Annotated in this window: 13 protein-coding genes; 5 read left to right on the top strand and 8 right to left on the bottom strand. The window is 67.6% G+C overall.

The genetic code is table 11. From position 1 onward, the window contains the following. Positions 1-98: 98 nt before the first annotated feature. Positions 99-1,268 (top strand): pyridoxal phosphate-dependent aminotransferase, encoded by a 1,170-nt coding sequence (locus tag LO787_RS06245; protein WP_232494985.1) that lies wholly within the window; start codon positions 99-101, stop codon positions 1,266-1,268. Between the two features lie 154 nt (positions 1,269-1,422). Here the strand turns inward: LO787_RS06245 and LO787_RS06250 are convergent, their stop codons facing one another. After that, positions 1,423-2,664, bottom strand: coding sequence for a UbiH/UbiF/VisC/COQ6 family ubiquinone biosynthesis hydroxylase (locus tag LO787_RS06250; protein ID WP_232494986.1), 1,242 nt, complete (start codon positions 2,662-2,664; stop codon positions 1,423-1,425). Continuing rightward, positions 2,661-4,349 carry an alkaline phosphatase family protein gene (locus tag LO787_RS06255; RefSeq protein WP_232494987.1) on the bottom strand — a complete coding sequence of 563 codons (1,689 nt, stop codon included), beginning with the start codon at positions 4,347-4,349 and terminating at the stop codon, positions 2,661-2,663. Before LO787_RS06255 ends, LO787_RS06250 begins: the two co-directional genes overlap by 4 nt. 98 nt (positions 4,350-4,447) lie before the next feature. On the opposite strand from LO787_RS06255, the gene LO787_RS06260 reads away from it, so the two are divergent. Beyond that, a complete protein-coding gene (locus LO787_RS06260) occupies positions 4,448-6,475 on the top strand; it encodes a protein-disulfide reductase DsbD family protein (RefSeq protein WP_232494988.1) in 2,028 nt (675 codons plus the stop codon). Between the two features lie 140 nt (positions 6,476-6,615). Here the strand turns inward: LO787_RS06260 and LO787_RS06265 are convergent, their stop codons facing one another. The 5 genes from LO787_RS06265 to lgt all read right to left on the bottom strand — a co-directional run bounded on the left by LO787_RS06265 (position 6,616) and on the right by lgt (position 12,151). Further along, on the bottom strand, positions 6,616-8,016 hold the full coding sequence (locus LO787_RS06265; protein WP_232494989.1) for a M16 family metallopeptidase: 1,401 nt from the start codon (positions 8,014-8,016) through the stop codon (positions 6,616-6,618). Positions 8,017-8,027: 11 nt separating this feature from the next. Continuing rightward, entirely contained in the window at positions 8,028-9,458 is a 1,431-nt protein-coding gene (locus LO787_RS06270) for a M16 family metallopeptidase (RefSeq protein ID WP_232494990.1), read from the bottom strand. 241 nt (positions 9,459-9,699) lie between these two features. Further along, complete coding sequence (locus tag LO787_RS06275) at positions 9,700-10,200, bottom strand: DUF2306 domain-containing protein (protein WP_232494991.1); 501 nt, start codon at positions 10,198-10,200, stop codon at positions 9,700-9,702. Next, complete coding sequence (locus tag LO787_RS06280) at positions 10,200-11,258, bottom strand: class I SAM-dependent methyltransferase (RefSeq protein ID WP_232494992.1); 1,059 nt, start codon at positions 11,256-11,258, stop codon at positions 10,200-10,202. The genes LO787_RS06275 and LO787_RS06280 overlap by 1 nt, the downstream gene beginning before the upstream one ends. Next, entirely contained in the window at positions 11,258-12,151 is an 894-nt protein-coding gene (gene lgt / locus LO787_RS06285) for a prolipoprotein diacylglyceryl transferase (protein ID WP_232494993.1), read from the bottom strand. Before lgt ends, LO787_RS06280 begins: the two co-directional genes overlap by 1 nt. Before the next feature lie 282 nt (positions 12,152-12,433). On the opposite strand from lgt, the gene LO787_RS06290 reads away from it, so the two are divergent. From LO787_RS06290 to LO787_RS06300, 3 genes are all read left to right on the top strand, one after another. Beyond that, positions 12,434-15,187 (top strand): [protein-PII] uridylyltransferase, encoded by a 2,754-nt coding sequence (locus tag LO787_RS06290; protein ID WP_232494994.1) that lies wholly within the window; start codon positions 12,434-12,436, stop codon positions 15,185-15,187. A 395-nt stretch (positions 15,188-15,582) separates the two neighbouring features. Beyond that, a complete protein-coding gene (locus LO787_RS06295) occupies positions 15,583-16,755 on the top strand; it encodes a DUF3734 domain-containing protein (protein WP_232494995.1) in 1,173 nt (390 codons plus the stop codon). 67 nt (positions 16,756-16,822) lie between these two features. Further along, the gene (locus LO787_RS06300) at positions 16,823-17,602 is read left to right on the top strand and encodes a 3-hydroxybutyrate dehydrogenase (protein ID WP_232494996.1); all 780 of its coding nucleotides are present in this window, start codon (positions 16,823-16,825) and stop codon (positions 17,600-17,602) included. Between the two features lie 139 nt (positions 17,603-17,741). Here LO787_RS06300 and LO787_RS06305 read toward each other — a convergent pair whose 3' ends face one another. Then, positions 17,742-18,770, bottom strand: coding sequence for an aspartate-semialdehyde dehydrogenase (locus LO787_RS06305; RefSeq protein WP_232494997.1), 1,029 nt, complete (start codon positions 18,768-18,770; stop codon positions 17,742-17,744). Positions 18,771-18,803: the final 33 nt, after the last annotated feature.

The following is an 18,803-nucleotide window of genomic DNA, read 5'->3' on the forward strand; positions in this document are numbered from 1 at the left end:
CGCGATCTCAGGAAAGGACGCGGGACCGGCGCACGGGCGCAGTTCCGCATGGCCACCGCGCTCCCCCTGCCGTTTTCGTCGTGCAGCAGGAGACGCCCATGGACCAAGCCGCCGCCCCCGCATTTACCGATGAGATCAGCGACGACCTGATCGCGCGCGGGTACAGCCGCCGCAGCTTCGGGCGCGTCGCCGCGCTGCTGGGCGGAGGGATCGCCGCCGCGCAGGCCGCGCCGGGGCTGGCGCAAGTGCCCACCGCAGCACCGGGCGCCATCCGCCTCGACAGCAACGAGTGCTGGACCGGCCCCTTCCCCGCCGGGGTCGACGCGGCGATGCGGATCGTGTCGCAGGGCAACCGCTACGAGCCCGCCGGCGATTACTTTCGGCTGCTGGAGACTTTCTCGAGAATCGAAGGCGTGCCGATAGAGCGCATCACCGCGTGGCCCGGCTCCAGCGATCCGTTCCTGCGCAGCGCCGTCACGTTCGCCTCGCCCACGCGCGGTATCGTCACCGCAGACCCGACGTTCGAGCCGATCTGGGCGGCGGGTGCATGGCTCGGCGCCAAAGTATCGAAAGTTCCGCTGACCGCCGACTACCGCCATGACGTGCGCGCCATGCTGACCGCCGATCCCAACGCCGGGCTCTACTACGTCTGCTCGCCCAACAATCCCACCGGCACGCTGACCCCGGTGGAGGACATCGCCTGGCTGGCCGAGAACAAGGCGAAGGACGCGGTGCTGCTGGTGGACGAAGCCTATATCCACTTCGCCGACGCGCCCAGCGCCATCCGGCTTGCCGCCACGCGCGACGACGTGATCGTGATGCGCACCTTCTCCAAGCTCTTCGCCATGGCGGGGATGCGCCTTGGCATGACGGTGGCGGGCAAGGGGCTGCACGATCGCATGATGCGCTACGACGGCATGCTGGTGACGAGCATGCTGCCGATGACCGCCGTGGCCTGCGGCACCGCCTCGCTCCCGCTTGCGAACGAGATCGCCACGCGCCGCACGCAGATGGCGGCGGTACGCGACGACACGGTGGCGCACCTGACCCGGCGCGGGCTGAAGGTGCTGCCCGGCAGCCGCGCCAACATGCTGATGGTCGAGTGGAAAGACCGCACCCCCGCGCAGATGGTCGCCGCGTTCCAGCAGCAGGGTATCCAGATCGGCCGGTCGTGGACCGCCTATCCGAAGATGTCGCGCATCACCGTCGGCTCGACCGAGGAAATGGCGAAGTTCCGGCTGGCGCTGGACCGGATTTTGATGGGGTGAGGTTGGGGCTTCGGCCCTTCGATGCTTCGGCAGGCTCAGCACTCAAACCTTCGTCATTGCGAGCGTAGCGAAGCAATCCAGCGGCCCAATGCAAGATAGGGGCCGACCGTGGATTGCTTCGCTACGCTCGCGATGACGACGAAGGGGGCTCCCCTCAGGCCTGCAGCAGTTCCGGCAGCTTGCCCGACATGCCGCGCGCCTCGTCCATGAAGAAGCGCTTGAGCAGCGGAGTGCGCTGGACCGTCCCCATGCCGAGGCGGCGCACGGCGCTGGCCGCGCGACCGGGGACGCCGAACAGGCGGGTCAGCCCGTCGGTCGCGGCCATGACCATCAGGGTGTCGAGGCTGCGCCACTTCTCGTAGCGCGCCAGCATCTGCGCATCGCCCGGTTCGAGGCCGAGGCGCATGCCTTCGACCAGCACTTCCACCAGCGCGCCGACGTCGCGCAGGCCAAGGTTCAGGCCCTGCCCGGCGATGGGGTGCATGCCGTGGGCGGCATCGCCGATCACCGCGAGGCGCTGCTCCACCACGCGGCCCGCGTGATGGAAGCGCAGGGGATAGCTCATGCGCGGGGCGGACAGTTCGATCTTGCCGAAGACGCCGTGCATCCGCTCGAACACTTCGTTGACGAACATAGCGTCGGGCATGGCGATCACGCCCGCAGCGTCCTTTTCCGCGACGGTCCAGACGAGCGCGCTGCGGTGGCGGCCCTGATCGTCGTCGAGCAGCGGCAGCAGCGCGAAAGGCCCTGCCGGATAGAAGATTTCCCAGGCGGTGTTGCCGTGCGGTTTCTCGTGGAACAGCCCGGTCACGAAGGCGCGGTGGTTGTATTCCCACTTGGCGAGCGCGAAGCCGGCCTCGTCGCGGGTGGGCGACTGGCGGCCTTCCGCCGCGACCAGCAGCGAGCCGGTGATGACGCGCCCGTCCGAAAGCTCCACCTCGACGCCGTGGGCGCCGCGATCCTTGCGCACGGCTTCGGTGCGGACGTGCCAGGCGATGTTCGGTTCCTGCCGTGCGGCATCGAACAGGGCGATGCGCAAGTCGCGGTTGGCGAACATGCGGCCCAGCGAACCTTCTTCCGGCTTGGGCGTGAAGTCGATCCGGCCCGGCTTCATCCCGTCCGTCACCGCGATCGAATCGATCGGGCAGCCCAGCTTCTCCAGCGCGGGCGCGAGGCCGATGTTGGCGAAGAGGTTCCAGCTGGCAGTCGAGATCGCCGAGGCGCGCCCGTCCGCGCCTTCCGCCACCAGATCGGCGGGGTCGGCGCGGTCGATCACATGGGCGGTGATCCCGGCCCGGGCAGCGGCGAGCGCCAGCGTCATGCCGACGAGGCCGCCGCCCAGGATGATCAGGTCGCGGCGTTCGGCCGCAGCGTTACCGGTATTCGAGTCGCTCATCGCGAGCAGCTATCGGCCTCCCCGGCGTAGATGTCGAGGCACCTTCCGTCCCACGTACCGACGGGCGCGGTCAGGCCGATCAGCGCGGCAAGGGTCGGGGCGATGTCCACCGTCTCGACCGGCTGGGCCTGCTCCATGCGGGTCATGCCGGAACGCCAGAACAGCATCGGCACGCGGCGATCGTAGTCCCACGGGCTGCCGTGCGTCGCGGTGTAGCCGGGGACCGCCTTGGTGCCCGGAACGACGGCGCGCTTGGTCATCATCAGCACTTCGCCCGAACGCTCGGGATAGAACGAGGCGGCGACGCGCTCGATCTCGGTCCAGTCCTGCGGGTGGCCGCTCGGCACCTTGACCTTCTTGAGTTCGTCGGCGGTGTAGACGCCCGAAATCTGCGGATTGGCCTTCAGTTCGGCGACCAGTTCGGCGATGACCTTCTGGCGCTGCTTCGCATCGAGCCCGGCATTGAGCCAGATGTCGCCCGAGGAACCCGCGCCGTAGAGCAGCGGGCCGTCCTTGACGGTGATGCCGGTGGCCTTGGAGACCGAAGCCGACAGCGCATCGCCGGTCAGCGCCGGATCGAGGCGGCTTGCGTCGGGCACGCCCTGCAGCTTCATGCGCTCGGGCGCGTCGGCGCCGCCGTGGTCGGCGCTCAGCACCACGGCATAGTCGATGCCGCGCGCGTCCAGCGCGTTCAGCAGCTTGCCGATGGTCTGGTCAAGCGTGTTCATCTGGATGCACATCTCGACACCCTCGTTGCCGAAGGCGTGGCCCACCTTGTCGGTGGCCGAATAGCTGACCGAGAGCACGTCGGGCACGTCGTCCTTGCCGAGCGGCATTTCGTCCAGCATGCGGATGGCCATGTCGGTGGTCATCTCGTCGGTGCGCGGGCTGTTGAAGTAGCCCTTGAAGTCACCGGCCTTGAACGGGAAGCGGAAGGTGCCGATGGTGAAGCCGCCCACGTCGACGGCATGGTCCACGCCGCCACACCAGTCCGGCACCGGCATGTCGCCCGACCCCGTCGCCACCGCGCTCGCGATCGCGGTGTTCTGCGCGACCACGGCAGGGGTGATCTTGCGGTCCGCGTAAGTGACGAAGCCCTTGCCCTTGATCCAGTAGGCGGCATCGGTGGTGTGGCCGCCCATCATCACCACCGCGCGGTCCTTGAACGAGACGGCAGCGTTGATCGACTTGGGGTTCTTCGCCTTCATCAGGTCGCCCAGCGTCGGCGCCTTGAGATGGTCCGGCTTGATGACCGAATCCTCGGAACTGCTCTTGGGATCGCTCTCGTCCTCCGAGCAGTAGACCTTCTTGTCGGCGCGGGCGATGCCGGGGACGAACCAGTCGTTGGCGACGATGCCGGTGCGGTTCGGATGCACGCCGGTCAGCAGCGTCGAATGGCCGGGGCAGGTCTCCGTCGCCGCGTGCGACTGGAAGCCCGAGGGGAACACCGCGCCCTGCAGCAGCCGGTTGAGGCCCTTGGTGTACCGCTCGCGATACTGCTGGAACAGGTCCGCCGAATACTGGTCCACCGAGATCGCGACAATCAGCTTCGGCGGCGTCTGCGGAGCAGGTGCCGAAGTCGGGGCGGCGGGAGCAGGTGCAGCGGGCGCGGCGTCCTGCGCGAAGGCAGGGATGGCCGAGCCGAGCGCAAGGGCCACAACGAGCGAGGAGAGCGGCAGGCGCATCGGGGGAGGTTCCTTGAAAAGTCCGGGCGTTGGGGGCAGATGCTTCGATGACCGGATCGCCGCCCGAAGGCAAGGGCCGCCAAACGCCACGGAGCACCATGCAAAGCCGCCGCTACTCCCTGCCTGTGACGGTTCTGTGTCACGCTCTCGCACTTCTGTGTGCCGCTTGGTTCCTTTCAGTACCGGCCCGAGCAGCCCCCAACCACATCGCCGCAGAGCTTGTCTCGGGCACGGAAAGCAGCGGAAAAGCGACGCTTGCGATCCGCATGACGCCCGAAAAGGGCTGGCACGGCTATTGGGTCAACCCGGGCGACGCGGGCCTCGGCATGCAGCTGTCATGGGAGCTTCCGGAGGGCGTGAAGACCGGCGATCCCCGCTATCCGGTGCCACGCACGCTGGTCGTTCAGGGGCTGATGAACCACGTCTACGAAAGCGAGTACGCGGTGCTCGTCCCGGTCACGTTTCCGGCGGATTCCGGCCGGTTTCCGGTGCGCGTGAAGGCGCAGTGGCTGGCCTGTACCGAGCAGATCTGCGTCCCCGAACGCGCCGAACTCGCGACCGAGATCGTCCCCGGCGCACCGCACGACAAGCGCTTCGACGAATGGACCCGCGCCCTGCCTGCCCCGCTCGACGCGGCGGCGCTGTTTTCCTTGAACGACAAGCTGTTACGCCTTGCCATCCCGCTTCCGGCATCGGTCGCGCTGGAGGCCCCGCACCTCTTCGTCGCGCAGGACAAGCTGGTCGACTACGCCGCCGCGCAGACTTTCAGCCGCAAGGGCGACGTCCTGCTGGTGACGATCCCGCGCGCGAAGTTCGCACCGCAGGATGCCGCCGGCATCGACGCGGTTCTGCGGCTCGACGGCGCGGGCAATGGCATCGCGCTGAGCGCGAAGCCCGGGCAGGTGCCCACCAGCGGCACCCCGATCGCGGGCTCCGAGGCGCCCGAACTCCCCGCGCTGCCCTGGCTGCTGCTGGCGGCGCTGGCGGGCGGGCTGCTGCTCAACGTGATGCCCTGCGTCTTCCCGATCCTTTCGCTGAAAGCCCTCAGCCTCGCCCGCGCCGGTGAGAGCGAGGCCCATGCGCGGATCGAGGGGCTGGCCTATGCGGCGGGCGTGATCGCCGCCTGTCTGGCGCTGGGCGCGGCGCTGCTGGCGCTGCGCGCGGGCGGCGAGCAGGTGGGCTGGGCCTTCCAGCTGCAGGAGCCCGCCGTCGTCGTCGCGCTCTTCGCACTGGCAGTGGCGATCACGGCCAACCTGCTGGGACTGTTCGAGTTTTCCGTGCCCGGCTTCGCCTCGGCAGGCTCCCCGCAAAGCGCCTTCGCGACCGGCCTCCTCGCCGCCTTCGTCGCAACGCCCTGCACCGGGCCGTTCATGGCAAGCGCGATGGGCGCGGCGCTGCTGCTGCCGGTCGTGCCCGCCATGGCGCTGTTCGCGACGCTCGGCCTCGGCATCGCGCTGCCTTTCCTTGCCGTCGCCTTCGTGCCCGCCCTGCGCGCACGCCTGCCGCGTCCGGGCCAATGGATGGTGACGTTCCGGCGGATCATGGCGGTGCCGATGGCGCTGACCGCCGCCGCGCTGGCGTGGCTGGTCTGGCGGCTCGGCGGCACGGCCTCGCTTTCCTACGTGCTGGCGCTCGCCGCGCTGACGCTGGCGCTGCTCGGCCTCGTCGGGCGGGCGCAGCGGCGCGGAAACCGGGCGGTCATGCCCGCCTTCGCGACGCTGGCGGTGCTTGCCGTCGGCGTGCTGACAATGCCTGAGCCGCGCCCCGACGCGCAGGAAACCGCCTCGATCATCGCCGCCCGGCCCTTCACCCCCGAGGCGCTGGCGGAGGCTCGAGCGAGCGGCAAGCCGGTCTTCGTATGGATGACCGCCGACTGGTGCCTCACCTGCAAGGTCAACGAAGCCGCCGCCATCGAGCGCGAAGACACCAGGGCCGCGTTCGAGAAAGCCGGGGTCGTCGTCCTGCGCGGCGACTGGACCCGCCGCGACCCGGCGATCACCCGCTACCTCACCGAACAGGGCGCGGCGGGCGTGCCGCTCTACGTCTGGTACGGGCGGGACGGCAGGGCCGAAACGCTGCCGCAGGTGCTGACGCCTGCGCTGCTGGCGGAGAAGGCGGGGACGTAGCGTCCTTGCACGCCGGGGCTTCGACAAGCTCAGCCTGAGCGGAAACAAGAAAAAGGGAGAGAGGCACCAGCCTCCCTCCCGATCTCAAACCAACCCCGCTCGCCCTGAGCCTGTCGAAGGGCTAGGCGCAACGGCGGTCCTTACTTCTTCGGCAGCTTCGGCGCGATCTCGGCCACCTTCTCCAGCTGCGGACGCACGCTTTCCAGCGGGCCGACGACGATCACGCTGAGCCCGTCCACCGGCAGTTCGCGCTTGGTCGAGGTCTGGAAATCGGCGGCCTTGATCGCGCTCGCCTTGCCGACGTAGCCGTTGAGGTAGTCGACACCCAGCCCCTGCACGTCGAGGTTCGCCAGCGACCCCGCCAGCCCGTCGCGCGACGACAGACCGAGCACGAAGGTGCCGTTCATGTAGTTGCGGATGCCCTGCACTTCCGCGTCGGTCGGCAGGGTGTCCTGCATGCGCCGGATCTCCTTGAAGATCTCGGTGATGGCGGGACCGGTCGATTCGGCGGTGATGTCCGCGTCCTCCACCCAGTTCGAGCCCTGCACCCGCTGCGTCAGCGCCGCGCCGGGCGAGTAGGTGTAGCCCTTGTCCTCGCGGATGTTGCGGGTGATGCGCGAGGAGAAGTAGCCGCCGAGCAGCGTGTTGGCCGCCCGGAAGTCGAGGTCGTAGCGCTGCTTCGCCACGCGCTTGCCGATCCACACGGTCGACTGCGGCGCGCCGGGACGGTCGAGCAGCACCACCTTCGCGCCGGGATCGGCAGGCACCGGAAGATCGCTGGGCGCGGAGCCCGCCTTCCAGCCGCCGAACGCCTTCTCCACCGCCGCGCGAACGGTCGCGGGATCGAAGCGGCCGACGATGTAGAGGTGCGTGCGCGCCGCTCCGAAGTTGGCGGCATGGAACGCCTTCACCTGATCGAGCGAATAGCCCGAAAGCTGCTCCGGCGTCGGGAAGGTGCGGCCATAGGGATGCTCAGGATAGAGCGCCGCCGCGAAAGCCTCCGCCGCGATCGAGCCGGGCGTGGACTTGGCCACCATCAGGTTGCGCAGCATGTCGGCGCGCACCTTCTCCAGTTCCGCCGCGCTGAAATCCGGGCGCTGGAGCAGGTCGGCAGCGAGCGCCACGGCCTCGGGCGCGGATTCGCTCAGCACGTCGATCGTCGCCGAGGATGAATCGAGCCCGGTCGAGAGCGACAGCGCGCCGCCCATCCCCGCCGCAGCGTCAGCCAGTTGCGAGGCGTCCTTGCCGCCCGCGCCCTTCTGCATGAGGCCGCCGGTCAGGTCGGCGAGCCAGACGTTGGTGCCGTCGTCGATGTTGCCGGTGCGCACGCTGGCGACGATCGTCACCTTGGGCACGTTGCCGTGCTGCGCCATCGTCACCTTCATGCCATTGGCGAGAGTGAATTCGGTCAACGGCGGCAGCGCGAAGGGCTTGGCCGGAGCGGCGGCAGGCGGCGCTTCCCGGGCGATGGCGGGCGTAGCGGTGAGTGCCAAAGCGCTGGAAAGCACGGTCGACAGGGCGAGAATGCGGATCATGGTCATGGCTCCCTCCCTCACTTCGCGGCCGCAGCCGGGGCCGCGGCGCCGGGCTTCAGCGTGATGATCGTGCGGTTGGTGGGGCGCAGGTATTCGCGCGCGGTCTTGCGGATGAGGTCAGGCGTGACCTTCTCGATCTCCGCATCCAGCCGGTTGATGCGCCCCGGATCGTCCTCGAACAGCGCAAAGCTGGCGAGCAGGTTGACGAGGCCGAAGCGATAGCCCTCGCCCACGGTGTCGTAGAGTTCCGAGCGGGCCTTGGTCTTGGCGCGGGCGAGTTCGGCGGGAGTGACGAGGTTGTCCTGCAGATCCTTCACCACCGCATCGATGTCCGCCAGGATCGCATCGTCGGTCACTTCCGGGCCGTGGATCAGGAACGCCGACCACAGCATCGGGCCGTTGTAGTCGTAGGCGCTGCCGAGCGGCCAGTTGATCCCGCCCGAAACGTTGCCCGAATAGCCCTTCTCGTTGACCAGCACCTTGGTCAGCCGGCTGTCCGCGCCCTGGATCAGCATGAGGTCGATAAGGCGCATCGCGGTCCATTCCGGCGTGCCCTTGGGCGGGACGTGGTAGGCCCACGACAGCGCCGGCTGCGGAGCCAGCGCGTCAGTCTTTTCCGAGCGCTTTTCCGCCGTCTGGCGCGGTTCGGAGATGTCCGGGAACTTGAGGTTGGCCGAGGCCGGGATCGGCCCGAAGTACTTCTCGGTCCAGGCCATGACCTGCTTGGGATCGACATCGCCCGCGACCACCAGCACCGCGTTGTTGGGCGCGTAGAAGTCCTTGAAGAACTGCTGCACATCGGTCAGCGTCGCGGCGTCGATCTCCTTGAGGTCGCCGTAGAAGTTATGCGCATTGTACCAGTTGGTGTTCGCCAGCTGCGGCAGGTCGAGCCACGGGAAACCACCGTAGGGCTGGTTGATGACGTTGACCTTGACCTCGTTCTTCACGACGCCCTGCTGGTTGGTCAGGTTGTCCTGCGTGATGTCGAGGCCCTTCATGCGGTCCGCCTCGGCCCACAGGAACGTCTCGGTCGTGTTGCTGGGGATCGCCTCGTAGTAGTTCGTGAAGTCGAACCGGGTCGAGCCGTTGAGCACGCCGCCGTTGGCGTTGACGAGGCCGATGAACTCCGCCTTGCCGAGGTTCTTCGAGCCCTGGAACATCATGTGCTCGAACAGGTGCGCGAATCCGGTGCGCTCCTTCGGCTCGATACGGAAGCCGATGCCGTAGTAGACGCCGACGGTGGCGGTAGGCACCGAATGGTCGGGCGAGATCACCACTTTGAGCCCATTGGCGAGCTTGTGGTATTCGACCGGCACTTGCGCCTTGGCGGGGGCGGTGGTGGCAGCCTTGGGCGCGGCCAGCGCAGGCGTAGCCAGGATCGGCGTGGAAAGTGCCGCCAGCGAGGCGGCGGCGAGAAGAACGGCGCGACTAACGGTGCCGAGTCTCATGACGGTGGTGCTCCCGGAAATGTCCCTGTTGCTGCGCGCCTTGCACGAACGCGCAATCGCACGGCGATGCCAGACTATCGGAGCATTCCCGGATTTCAATCGACGAGCGACATTGCCGCATCGACCAACGGCTTGGGTTGACCGTCCCCCTCAGTTCGTCATTGCGAGCGCAGCGAAGCAATCCACGGTCGGTCCGCTACGCTGGATTGCTTCGCTGCGCTCGCAATGACGAACGGAAGTTCTACCCGAACAGCCAGTGCCCCAGCAGGCGGTTGAACGGGAAGGTGAAGAACCCCGCGATCAGCAGCGCGCCGATGATGAGGCCGCGCACGGTGCGGCGGTGGCGCGCCACGTTGCCGCGACGGGCGGCGAGCACCAGCACGGGGACCATGATGATCGTGAAGACCGAGAGCAGGTGGATCGGGCTGAAATGGCCGGGCTTGGTCGTCACCAGCAGGCTGTCGAGCGCGGTGAGGAACATCGCGCCTGCCCAGACATAGCCGATCTGGCGGTGTCCCGGCGTCCCGCGCGGCTTCCACAGCAGCACCGGGGTCAGCGCCAGCGCGACGACGATGGTGGCCAGATGCAGCCAGATGACGGCGGGGATGTTGCCCCATTCCGCCATGCCCTTGACCACCGCGACGGCCACGAAACCGAGCATGACGAGGGACAGGCCGCCCAGCGCCTTCTCCAGCCGATCAGGCGCGACCGAATTCATGCGCCCTTGCGCTGCCGTCGCCATCAGAAGGCCGCGCCGTTCGGCCAGCCCTGCGCGGCAAGGCCCATCACCTTGAACAAAGTCCCCATCTGCCCCTCATCGATCAAGCGATCCCGGGCCGAATTTATGGCAGAAGATTGCTGCGGTGCAACGCCGCTCAGTTGCGCGGCGCGCATCTCGATGCCGAGCGCGCGCAGGAAGGCCCCCTGCGTCACCGTGCCGAGGTGTTTCGCCCCGCCCGCGACGGCTACCTGCGCCGCGGTCGCGAAGTCGACGAGGCAGGTGAGGTCCGCCTCGCCGGGCATGGCAAAGGGATCGACCTTCCGGTGCGCGCTGATCGCCTGCAGGGTGGAGCCGGTCTGCGGCTCGGCATAGCCATAGTCGATCAGCAATGCCGCGCCGCCCTGCCGCGACAGGCGACCGGCGATCTCGTCCACCACGGCGGCGGCGCCGGGGCAGGACTCGATCAGGGTCTGGTCGGGCGCGTCGATCAGGTGTTCGGGCACGGCGGCGTCCATCGGGCGGTCCCCGGCGACGGGCACGAGCCGGCGTCCTTCGAGGCCGACCATGCGCTCACGCCAGCCTTCGGGCGTCTTCACCATCTGGCGCACCGGCAGCGCATCGAGGAATTCGTTGCCGACGAGAAGGATCGGCGCGTCGCCCGGCAGGCTCGCCATGTCGTCATGCCACTGCGCGTCAGGGACCAGCTTCGCCTGCTCCGCCCGCAGCGCCGCCGATCCTTCGACGAGGTGGACCTGCGGGGACAGGCCCTGCCGTCGCATCACCCGCAGCGCATCGCGCGCCAGCGTGCCGCGACCGGGGCCGAGTTCGACGTAGTGGACTTTGGCCGGAGCACCTGCGCGCATCCAGATGTCAGTCAGCCACAGGCCGATCAGTTCGCCGAACATCTGGCTGATCTCGGGCGCGGTGATGAAGTCCCCCGCGCCGCCGAGCGGATCCTTGCCCGCGTAATAGCGCGCGTTCGATTCGCCCATGTACTTCTGGAGCGAGATCGGCCCGTAGTTGGCGATCAGCCGCCGGAAGACGGCCGCCAGCGACTCGTCCGCCGCCTCGTCGGTCATCAGGTGATCTCGATCGGCCGCCGCGTCGAAAGCTCGGGCCGGGTCAGCGCGCGGCCGACCATGAACAGGCCGAGCAGGATCAGCGGGATCGTCAGCCACTGGCCCATCGACAGCCCGGTCGCCTGCGCGAAGTGCTGGAGCTGGGCGTCGGGCTCACGGAAGAACTCGACGGTGAAGCGGGCCGAGGCGATGCCTGCGGTGAACACGCCGACCAGCAGGCCGGGGCGGAACCGCGCGCGCGTCTTCCAGAACAGCGGGATCATGATAAGGATCATCAGCAGGCCCTCCAGCGCGGCTTCGTAAAGCTGGCTGGGGTGGCGCGGCAGCGGCCCGGCATCGGGGAAGACCATCGCCCAGGGCAGCGGCCCGGAAACGACGCGGCCCCACAGTTCGCCGTTCACGAAGTTCGCAAGGCGACCGAACAGCATGCCGAACGGCACGCAGACCGAGATGTAGTCCGCCACGCGCACGAAGCTGAGCTGGTTGCGCCACGACACCCACAGCATCGCCAGCAGCACGCCGATCAGGCCACCGTGGAAGCTCATGCCGCCGTGCCACAGCTTCACCAGTTCCGCCGGATGCAGCCACAGGCTCGGGATGTCGGAACTGCCGCCGGTGTAGAACGTGGCGTAGCCGAGGCGTCCGCCCAGGATGATGCCGATGGTGCAATAGAAGAACAGGTCGTCCGCATGGCGCTGCGCCAGCGGCGCACCGGGCGACTTTATCATCCGCGACAAGTGCCAGTAACCCAGCACGATCCCCGCCAGATAGGCCAGCGAGTACCAGCGCAGCTCGAAGCTGCCGAGGCGGAAGAGATAGTTCTTGAGGCCGAGGTTGACCCAGTAGATGGGCTCGGGCGCCTGAGCGGCGGCGGCAAGCAGTGTCAGCGACAAGCGGTGGACCTCGCGTGAATCAATCCTGGCGGGCCCTTCGCGGGGCCTTCGATGCGCGGCCTTCTGGCATAGGCCGGGATGCGATGGTAGCGGCCTTTTCACTTTCGGGCGGTTATGATCGGTCCGAACCAAGGTTCGTCATTGCGAGCGAAGCGAAGCAATCCGGGCGGTTTGCGCATCACTGGATTGCTTCGCTTCGCTCGCAATGACGAATGAAAGCAAAATCTCCGGCTCCAAGGCATTACTTTCCCTCCGCAATCCCAGTCACTAGATCAGGGCACCATGAGCAGCGTCATCCGAATCCCGCACCCCCGTTCCGTCATCGACCGCCGCGATCTGGTGGCGAGCATCGAGGCCGTGGTGGCGGAATGCGGCGCGGTGAAGGGCCGCAAGGCCATCGTCGAACTGCTGCGCGCCGCGCTGGAGACCGGCCGCGCCGAGATCGCCCGGCGGCTCGTGGAAAAGCCCTCCGCCGGGCACGAGGTGGCCGAGGCGCAAGCGTTCCTGACCGACCAGCTGATCCGCGTGATCCACGATCACATCGTCGCCAACGTCTATCCGGCCAGCAACCGTTCCAAGGGCGAGCGGCTGACGATCATGGCGGTCGGCGGCTACGGCCGGGGCGAGATGGCGCCGCATTCCGACGTCGACATCGCCTTCCTCACCCCGATCAAGCAGACGCCGTGGTGCGAGCAGGTGATCGAGGCGATGCTCTACTTCATGTGGGATCTCTCGCTGAAGATCGGCCATTCCAGCCGCTCGCTCGACGACATGGTGCGCATGTCGAAGTCCGATCTTACGATCCGCACAGCGATGCTGGAAGGCCGCTACGTCTGGGGCGACCAGGACCTGTACGAGGAGGCGCGCGCCCGCTTCTTCAAGGACGTCGTCTCCGGCACCGAGCGTCAGTTCGTGGTCGAGAAGCTGGCCGAGCGCGAGGAGCGGCACAAGCGCATGGGCGACAGCCGTTACGTGGTCGAGCCCAATGTGAAGGAGGGCAAGGGTTCCCTGCGCGATCTCCACACGCTCTACTGGATCGGCAAGTACATCCACAAGGTCCGCTCGCCCGCCGAACTGGTCGACGTGGGACTGCTCACCGCCAAGGAATATCGCAGCTTCCGCCGCGCCGAGAACTTCTTCTGGGCGGTGCGCTGCCACCTCCACACCATCACCCGCCGCGCCGAAGACCGGCTGACCTTCGACCTCCAGCGCGAGGTGGCGGGCCGGATGAACTTCTCCGACCGTCCCGGCAAGAGCGCGGTGGAACGGTTCATGCAGATGTTCTTCCTGCAGGCCAAGGTCGTCGGCAGCCTGACCGGGGTGTTCCTCGCCCAGCTGGACGAGCAGTTCGCCAAGCGCCAGCCGCGCGGTCTCCTTGCCGGTTTCCGGGCGCGCGAACGGGTCATCAAGGGCTACAAGGTCTTCGGCGGCCGCCTGCGCGCGCCGTCGGACGACTGGTTCGCCAACGACCCCGTCCGCCTGATCGAGATCTTCGTCCTCGCCGAGCGCGAGGGGCTGGAGATCCACCCCGAGACGCTGCGCCTGATCTCGCGCGATTCGGCGCTCATCCGCGACGAGGTTCGCGACGACCGGCGCGCCAACGACCTGTTCATGGAACTGCTCACCAGCCGCCGGAACCCCGAAGTCGCGCTGCGCAGCTTCAACGAGGCGGGCGTGTTCGGGCGCTTCGTCACCGAGTTCGGCCGCGTCAACGCGCAGATGCAGTTCGACATGTACCACCACTACACGGTGGACGAGCACACCATCCGCGCCATCGGCCTCGTCTCGCGCATCGAGAAGGGGGAACTGAAGGACGACCACCCGCTCGCGCATGAGGTGATCCAGAAGATCCGCTCGCGCCGGGCGCTCTACGTCTCGGTGCTGCTCCACGACATCGCCAAGGGCCGCAAGGGCGACCACTCGGTGCTCGGCGCCGAGATCGCGCTGAAGCTGTGCCCGCGCTTCGGGCTGGACGAGGAGGAGACGGAACTCGTCTCCTGGCTGGTGCGCCACCACCTGCTGCTCTCGGCCACCGCGATGAAGCGCGACCTTTCCGACGGCAAGACCATCGCCGACTTCGTGGAAGTCGTGCAGTCGGTCGACCGCCTGCGCCAGCTGACGGTGCTCACCATCGTCGATATCCGCGCGGTCGGGCCGGGGACATGGAATTCGTGGAAGCGCCAGCTCATCGCCACGCTCTACGGCGCTGCGGAGGAACGCCTGCGCCTCGGCCACGCGGAGTTCGGGCGTCCCAAGCGGGTCGAGGCCAAGAAGGCCGCAGTGGAGGCGATGGGCGGGGACTATCCCGCGCTCATCGAGAAGGTCGGCGGCAAGCTGGGCGACGCCTACTGGATCGCCGAGCCCGAGGACGTCATCGCCCGCAACCTCGTCCAGCTCGACGCCTCGGACGACGAGCCGCTGTCGATCTCGACCGAATACTACCCCGCGCGCGGCGCGACGCTGGTGACGGTGATCGCCTCCGACCACCCCGGCCTGTTCTACCGGATCGCCGGCGGCATCCATCTTGCGGGCGGCAACATCATCGACGCGCGCATCCACACCACCCGCACCGGCCGCGCGGTGGACAACTTCCTCGTGCAGGATCCGCTGGGCCGCCCGTTCATGGAGCATGGCCAGCTGCGCCGCCTCGAATTCACCATCGAGAACGCGCTTGCCAACCGCATCAAGATCCTGCCGCAGCTGGTCGCCAAGCCCGACGCCCGCCCCCGCGCCGACGCCTTCGAGGTGCGCCCGCGCGTCCTGTTCGACAACAAGGCGTCCAACCGCTTCACCGTGGTCGAGATCAACGCGCGCGACCGCCCGGCCCTGCTCAACCGGCTGGCCCACGCGCTGTTCGAATCGAAGCTGATGGTCCACTCCGCCCACATCGCCACGTATGGCGAGCGCGCAGCGGACACCTTCTACGTCACCGACCTGCTCGGCGAGAAGATCACCGCCGTACCCCGCCTCAAAGCCATCGAACGGCGGCTGCTTGAGGCGACCAGCGAGACTTCGGTGGAAGAGGAGATGGCGTGATTGCGTCGTCCCGGACTTGATCTGGGACCGCTGACCATCTTCAGGCGCGACCTCGTTTCCTTTCCCCGTCATCCCCGCGAAGGCGGGGATCCAGCTGATGCCGGTGCAACAGGCTCCGTCAGGAGATGGGTTCCCGCCTTCGCGGGAATGACGGGTGAGATTTCAGCCAAATCCCCAAGCCGCAAGCGCTCACCTGTAGCCAGCCTCGTCATTGCGAGCGCAGCGAAGCAATCCGTGCGACATGGCGCAACGCCGGATTGCTTCGCTGAGCTCGCAATGACGAGGAAGGGGGAAAACGACGCCCGCGACGAACACCTTGCAAGGAACCTCCCCCTGCCCCACAAGTTGCCCGGATGCTGCAACGCAACAGGGTTCCTCTCGTACAGGACGGCTCCGTGAACGCACCTGATCCCGATCCCCAATCCGTACTCGTCCTGCAGGGCGGCGGCGCCCTCGGCGCCTATCAGGCCGGTGTCTACGAGGCGCTGGCCGAGCGCGACATCGTCCCCGAATGGGTCGCGGGCATATCCATCGGCGCGATCAACGCCGCGCTGATCGCGGGCAACGCCCCGCAGGACCGCCTCCCCGCGCTCAAGCGCTTCTGGCATGGCATCTCGCGGGAGTTGCAGTACAAGCTGGACGAGCCCATCGGCTTCGCCCGCCGCGCCTTCAACGAGGCTTCGGCCCAATATGCCGCGACGATGGGCCTGCCCGGCTTCTTCACCCCGCGCTGGCCGATGCCCTTGCCGGAGTGGCCGGACCACCTCTCGCGCCTCAGCTACTACGACACCACGCCGCTGCGCGGGACATTGCTGGAACTGGTGGACTTCGACCGCCTCAACCGCGCCGAAACCCGCTTCAGCGTCGGCGCGGTGAACATGCTCAACGGCAACTTCGCCTATTTCGACAACACCGAGCGCACGATCGGGCCTGAGCACATCATGGCCAGCGGCGCGCTGCCGCCGGGCTTCCCGCCGGTGGAGATCGACGGCGAATGGTACTGGGACGGCGGTCTCGTCTCCAACACGCCGCTGCAATACGTGCTCGACAACCGCTCTCTCCAAGAGATGAACGTCTACCAGGTGGACCTGTTCTCCTCGCGCGGGATCGTGCCGACGTCGATGGCCGACATCGCCCAGCGCGAGAAGGACATCCGCTATTCCAGCCGCACCCGGCTCAACACCGATACCTCCAAGGCGCTCCAGAAACTGCGCGCCGCCGCCAAGCGCCTCGCCCGCAGGCTACCCGAGGAATTTCAGGACGATCCCGACCTGACCCGCCTGCTCGACTGCCGTCCGGCGGGCGCGGTGGCGGTGATGCACCTCATCAACCGCGCGCGCGGCTACGAGACGAACTCAAAGGACTACGAGTTCTCCCGGATGACGATCGACGAGCACTGGCGCTGCGGCCATTTCGACGCCGAGCACTCGCTGCGCCACCCGGACTGGGTGAACCGCGACGTCGATCCGGACGAGATCGTCACCTTCGACCTTTCCGGCGACCGCCCGAACGCGCGCCTGCGCCGCCCGCTCGCGTCAGATTCCGGCAACGTTTCGACTTCACCCTGACCGTCATTCCCGCGCAGATGCGGATGATGGAGGGGACCATTCCCGGTTTTCCATTCGGAGAAGCAGCATGAAGCTCAAGGACAAGGTCTGCATCGTCACCGGCGCCGCCAGCGGCATCGGCAAGGCCATCGCCGACATCTACGCAGGCGAAGGCGGCAAGATCGTCATCGCCGACCTCAACCTCGACGCCGCGCAGAAGGCCGCGGACGACATCGTGGCCAGCGGCGGCACCGCCATGGCCGTCGCCATGGACGTCACCAGCGAGGAGCAGGTGAACGCGGGCGTCGCCAAGGTGGTGGAGGCATGGGGCACGGTGGACGTGCTCGTCTCCAACGCGGGCATCCAGATCGTCAACCCGGTCGAGAACTACGCCTTCTCCGACTGGAAGAAGATGCTCGCGATCCACCTCGACGGCGCGTTCCTCACCTCCAAGGCGGTGCTGCCGCACATGTATGCGCAAGGGTCGGGCTCGGTGATCTTCATGGGCTCGGTCCACTCCAAGGAGGCGAGCCCGCTCAAGAGCGCCTACGTCACCGCCAAGCACGGCCTGCTCGGCCTCAGCCGCGTGATCGCCAAGGAAGGCGGCAAGAAGGGCGTGCGCACCAACGTGATCTGCCCCGGCTTCGTGCGCACCCCGCTGGTGGACAAGCAGATCCCGGAGCAGGCCAAGGAACTCGGCATTTCCGAGGACGAGGTGATTTCGCGCGTCATGCTGGGCCAGACGGTGGACAGCGAATTCACCACCGTCGCCGACATCGCCGAAGTCGCGCTGTTCTTCGCCAGCTTCCCGACTAACGCGCTGACCGGCCAGTCGCTGGTGGCCAGCCACGGCTGGTTCATGGAGTGAGCCCAATTCCTCCCCGAGACAAGCTCGGGGAGGAATTTGCACCTCATTCGTCATTGCGAGGCGGCGAAGCCGTCGAAGCAATCCAGCGGCGCCGGACCAGTTGCGGATTGCTTCGCTCCGCTCGCAATGACGGACGGGCTTACCCGATCAGCGCTTCGGCGATCTGCACCGCGTTCAGCGCCGCGCCCTTGCGCAGGTTGTCGTTCGACAGGAACAGCGCGAGGCCGTTCTCGACGCCCGGATCCTTGCGCACGCGGCCGACGAAGACCGGATCCTTGCCGGTGGCTTCCAGCGGGTTGGGCACTTCGGTGACGACCACGCCGGGCGCCACGCCCAGCAGTTCCAGCGCGCGCTCGACGCTGATGGGGCGCTCGAACTCGGCGTTGATCGACAGCGAGTGGCCGGTGAAGACCGGGACGCGCACGCAGGTGCCCGAAACCGGCAGGCCGGGGATTTCGAGGATCTTGCGGCTCTCGTCGCGCAGCTTGATCTCTTCCTCGGTATAGCCGTCCTCGGCATAGACGTAGTTCAGCGGGACGACGTTGTGCGCCATCGGCACCGCCCACTTCTTCGCTTGCGGAAGCAGCGGCGCGGTGTCGCCCGACGCCAGTTCGCGGGTGCGGGCGCCGACGTGCTCGATCTGGCTGGCCAGAACCTCGATACCCTCGAGGCCGCCGCCCGACACCGCCTGGTAGGTGGAGACGACCAGGCGCTTCAGCCCCGCTTCCTCATGCAGCGGACGCAGTACCGGCATCGCCGCCATCGTCGTGCAGTTTGGGTTGGCGACGATGCCCTTGGGCAGGTTCGCCAGCGCATGCGGGTTCACCTCGGCGACGACCAGCGGCACTTCCGGGTCCGAACGGAACGCAGACGAATTGTCGATCACCACGGCGCCCGCCGCAGCGGCCTTGGGCGCCAGTTCCTTGGCAGTCGAACCGCCGGCCGAGAACAGCACAACGTCGAGGCCCGAGAAATCGGCGGTTGCCGCATCCTCGATCACGACGCCGTCGATCTCCTTGCCCGCCGAACGCGCCGAGGCGAACAGGCGCAGTTGGCCGACCGGGAAATTGCGCTCGGCAAGGATTTCGCGAATCATCGAACCGACGAGCCCGGTCGCGCCGACGACGCCGACGTTGAGCTTCTGACCGGGGGTGAACTTAGCTGCCATGACCTATGCGTCTCCTACTTCATTAGTGGAGCA

The organism is Novosphingobium kaempferiae, from assembly GCF_021227995.1.
Classification (GTDB): Bacteria; Pseudomonadota; Alphaproteobacteria; order Sphingomonadales; family Sphingomonadaceae; genus Novosphingobium; species Novosphingobium kaempferiae.

Coding starts and splice junctions, on each gene's coding strand:
- LO787_RS06270 (WP_232494990.1), bottom strand. CDS start 9,458: ATGAGACTCGGCACCGTTAGTCGCGCCGTTCTTCTCGCCGCCGCCTCG.
- LO787_RS06265 (WP_232494989.1), bottom strand. CDS start 8,016: ATGACCATGATCCGCATTCTCGCCCTGTCGACCGTGCTTTCCAGCGCT.
- LO787_RS06250 (WP_232494986.1), bottom strand. CDS start 2,664: ATGAGCGACTCGAATACCGGTAACGCTGCGGCCGAACGCCGCGACCTG.
- LO787_RS06305 (WP_232494997.1), bottom strand. CDS start 18,770: ATGGCAGCTAAGTTCACCCCCGGTCAGAAGCTCAACGTCGGCGTCGTC.
- LO787_RS06300 (WP_232494996.1), top strand. CDS start 16,823: ATGAAGCTCAAGGACAAGGTCTGCATCGTCACCGGCGCCGCCAGCGGC.
- LO787_RS06255 (WP_232494987.1), bottom strand. CDS start 4,349: ATGCGCCTGCCGCTCTCCTCGCTCGTTGTGGCCCTTGCGCTCGGCTCG.
- LO787_RS06260 (WP_232494988.1), top strand. CDS start 4,448: ATGCAAAGCCGCCGCTACTCCCTGCCTGTGACGGTTCTGTGTCACGCT.
- LO787_RS06245 (WP_232494985.1), top strand. CDS start 99: ATGGACCAAGCCGCCGCCCCCGCATTTACCGATGAGATCAGCGACGAC.
- LO787_RS06280 (WP_232494992.1), bottom strand. CDS start 11,258: ATGACCGACGAGGCGGCGGACGAGTCGCTGGCGGCCGTCTTCCGGCGG.
- LO787_RS06290 (WP_232494994.1), top strand. CDS start 12,434: ATGAGCAGCGTCATCCGAATCCCGCACCCCCGTTCCGTCATCGACCGC.
- LO787_RS06275 (WP_232494991.1), bottom strand. CDS start 10,200: ATGGCGACGGCAGCGCAAGGGCGCATGAATTCGGTCGCGCCTGATCGG.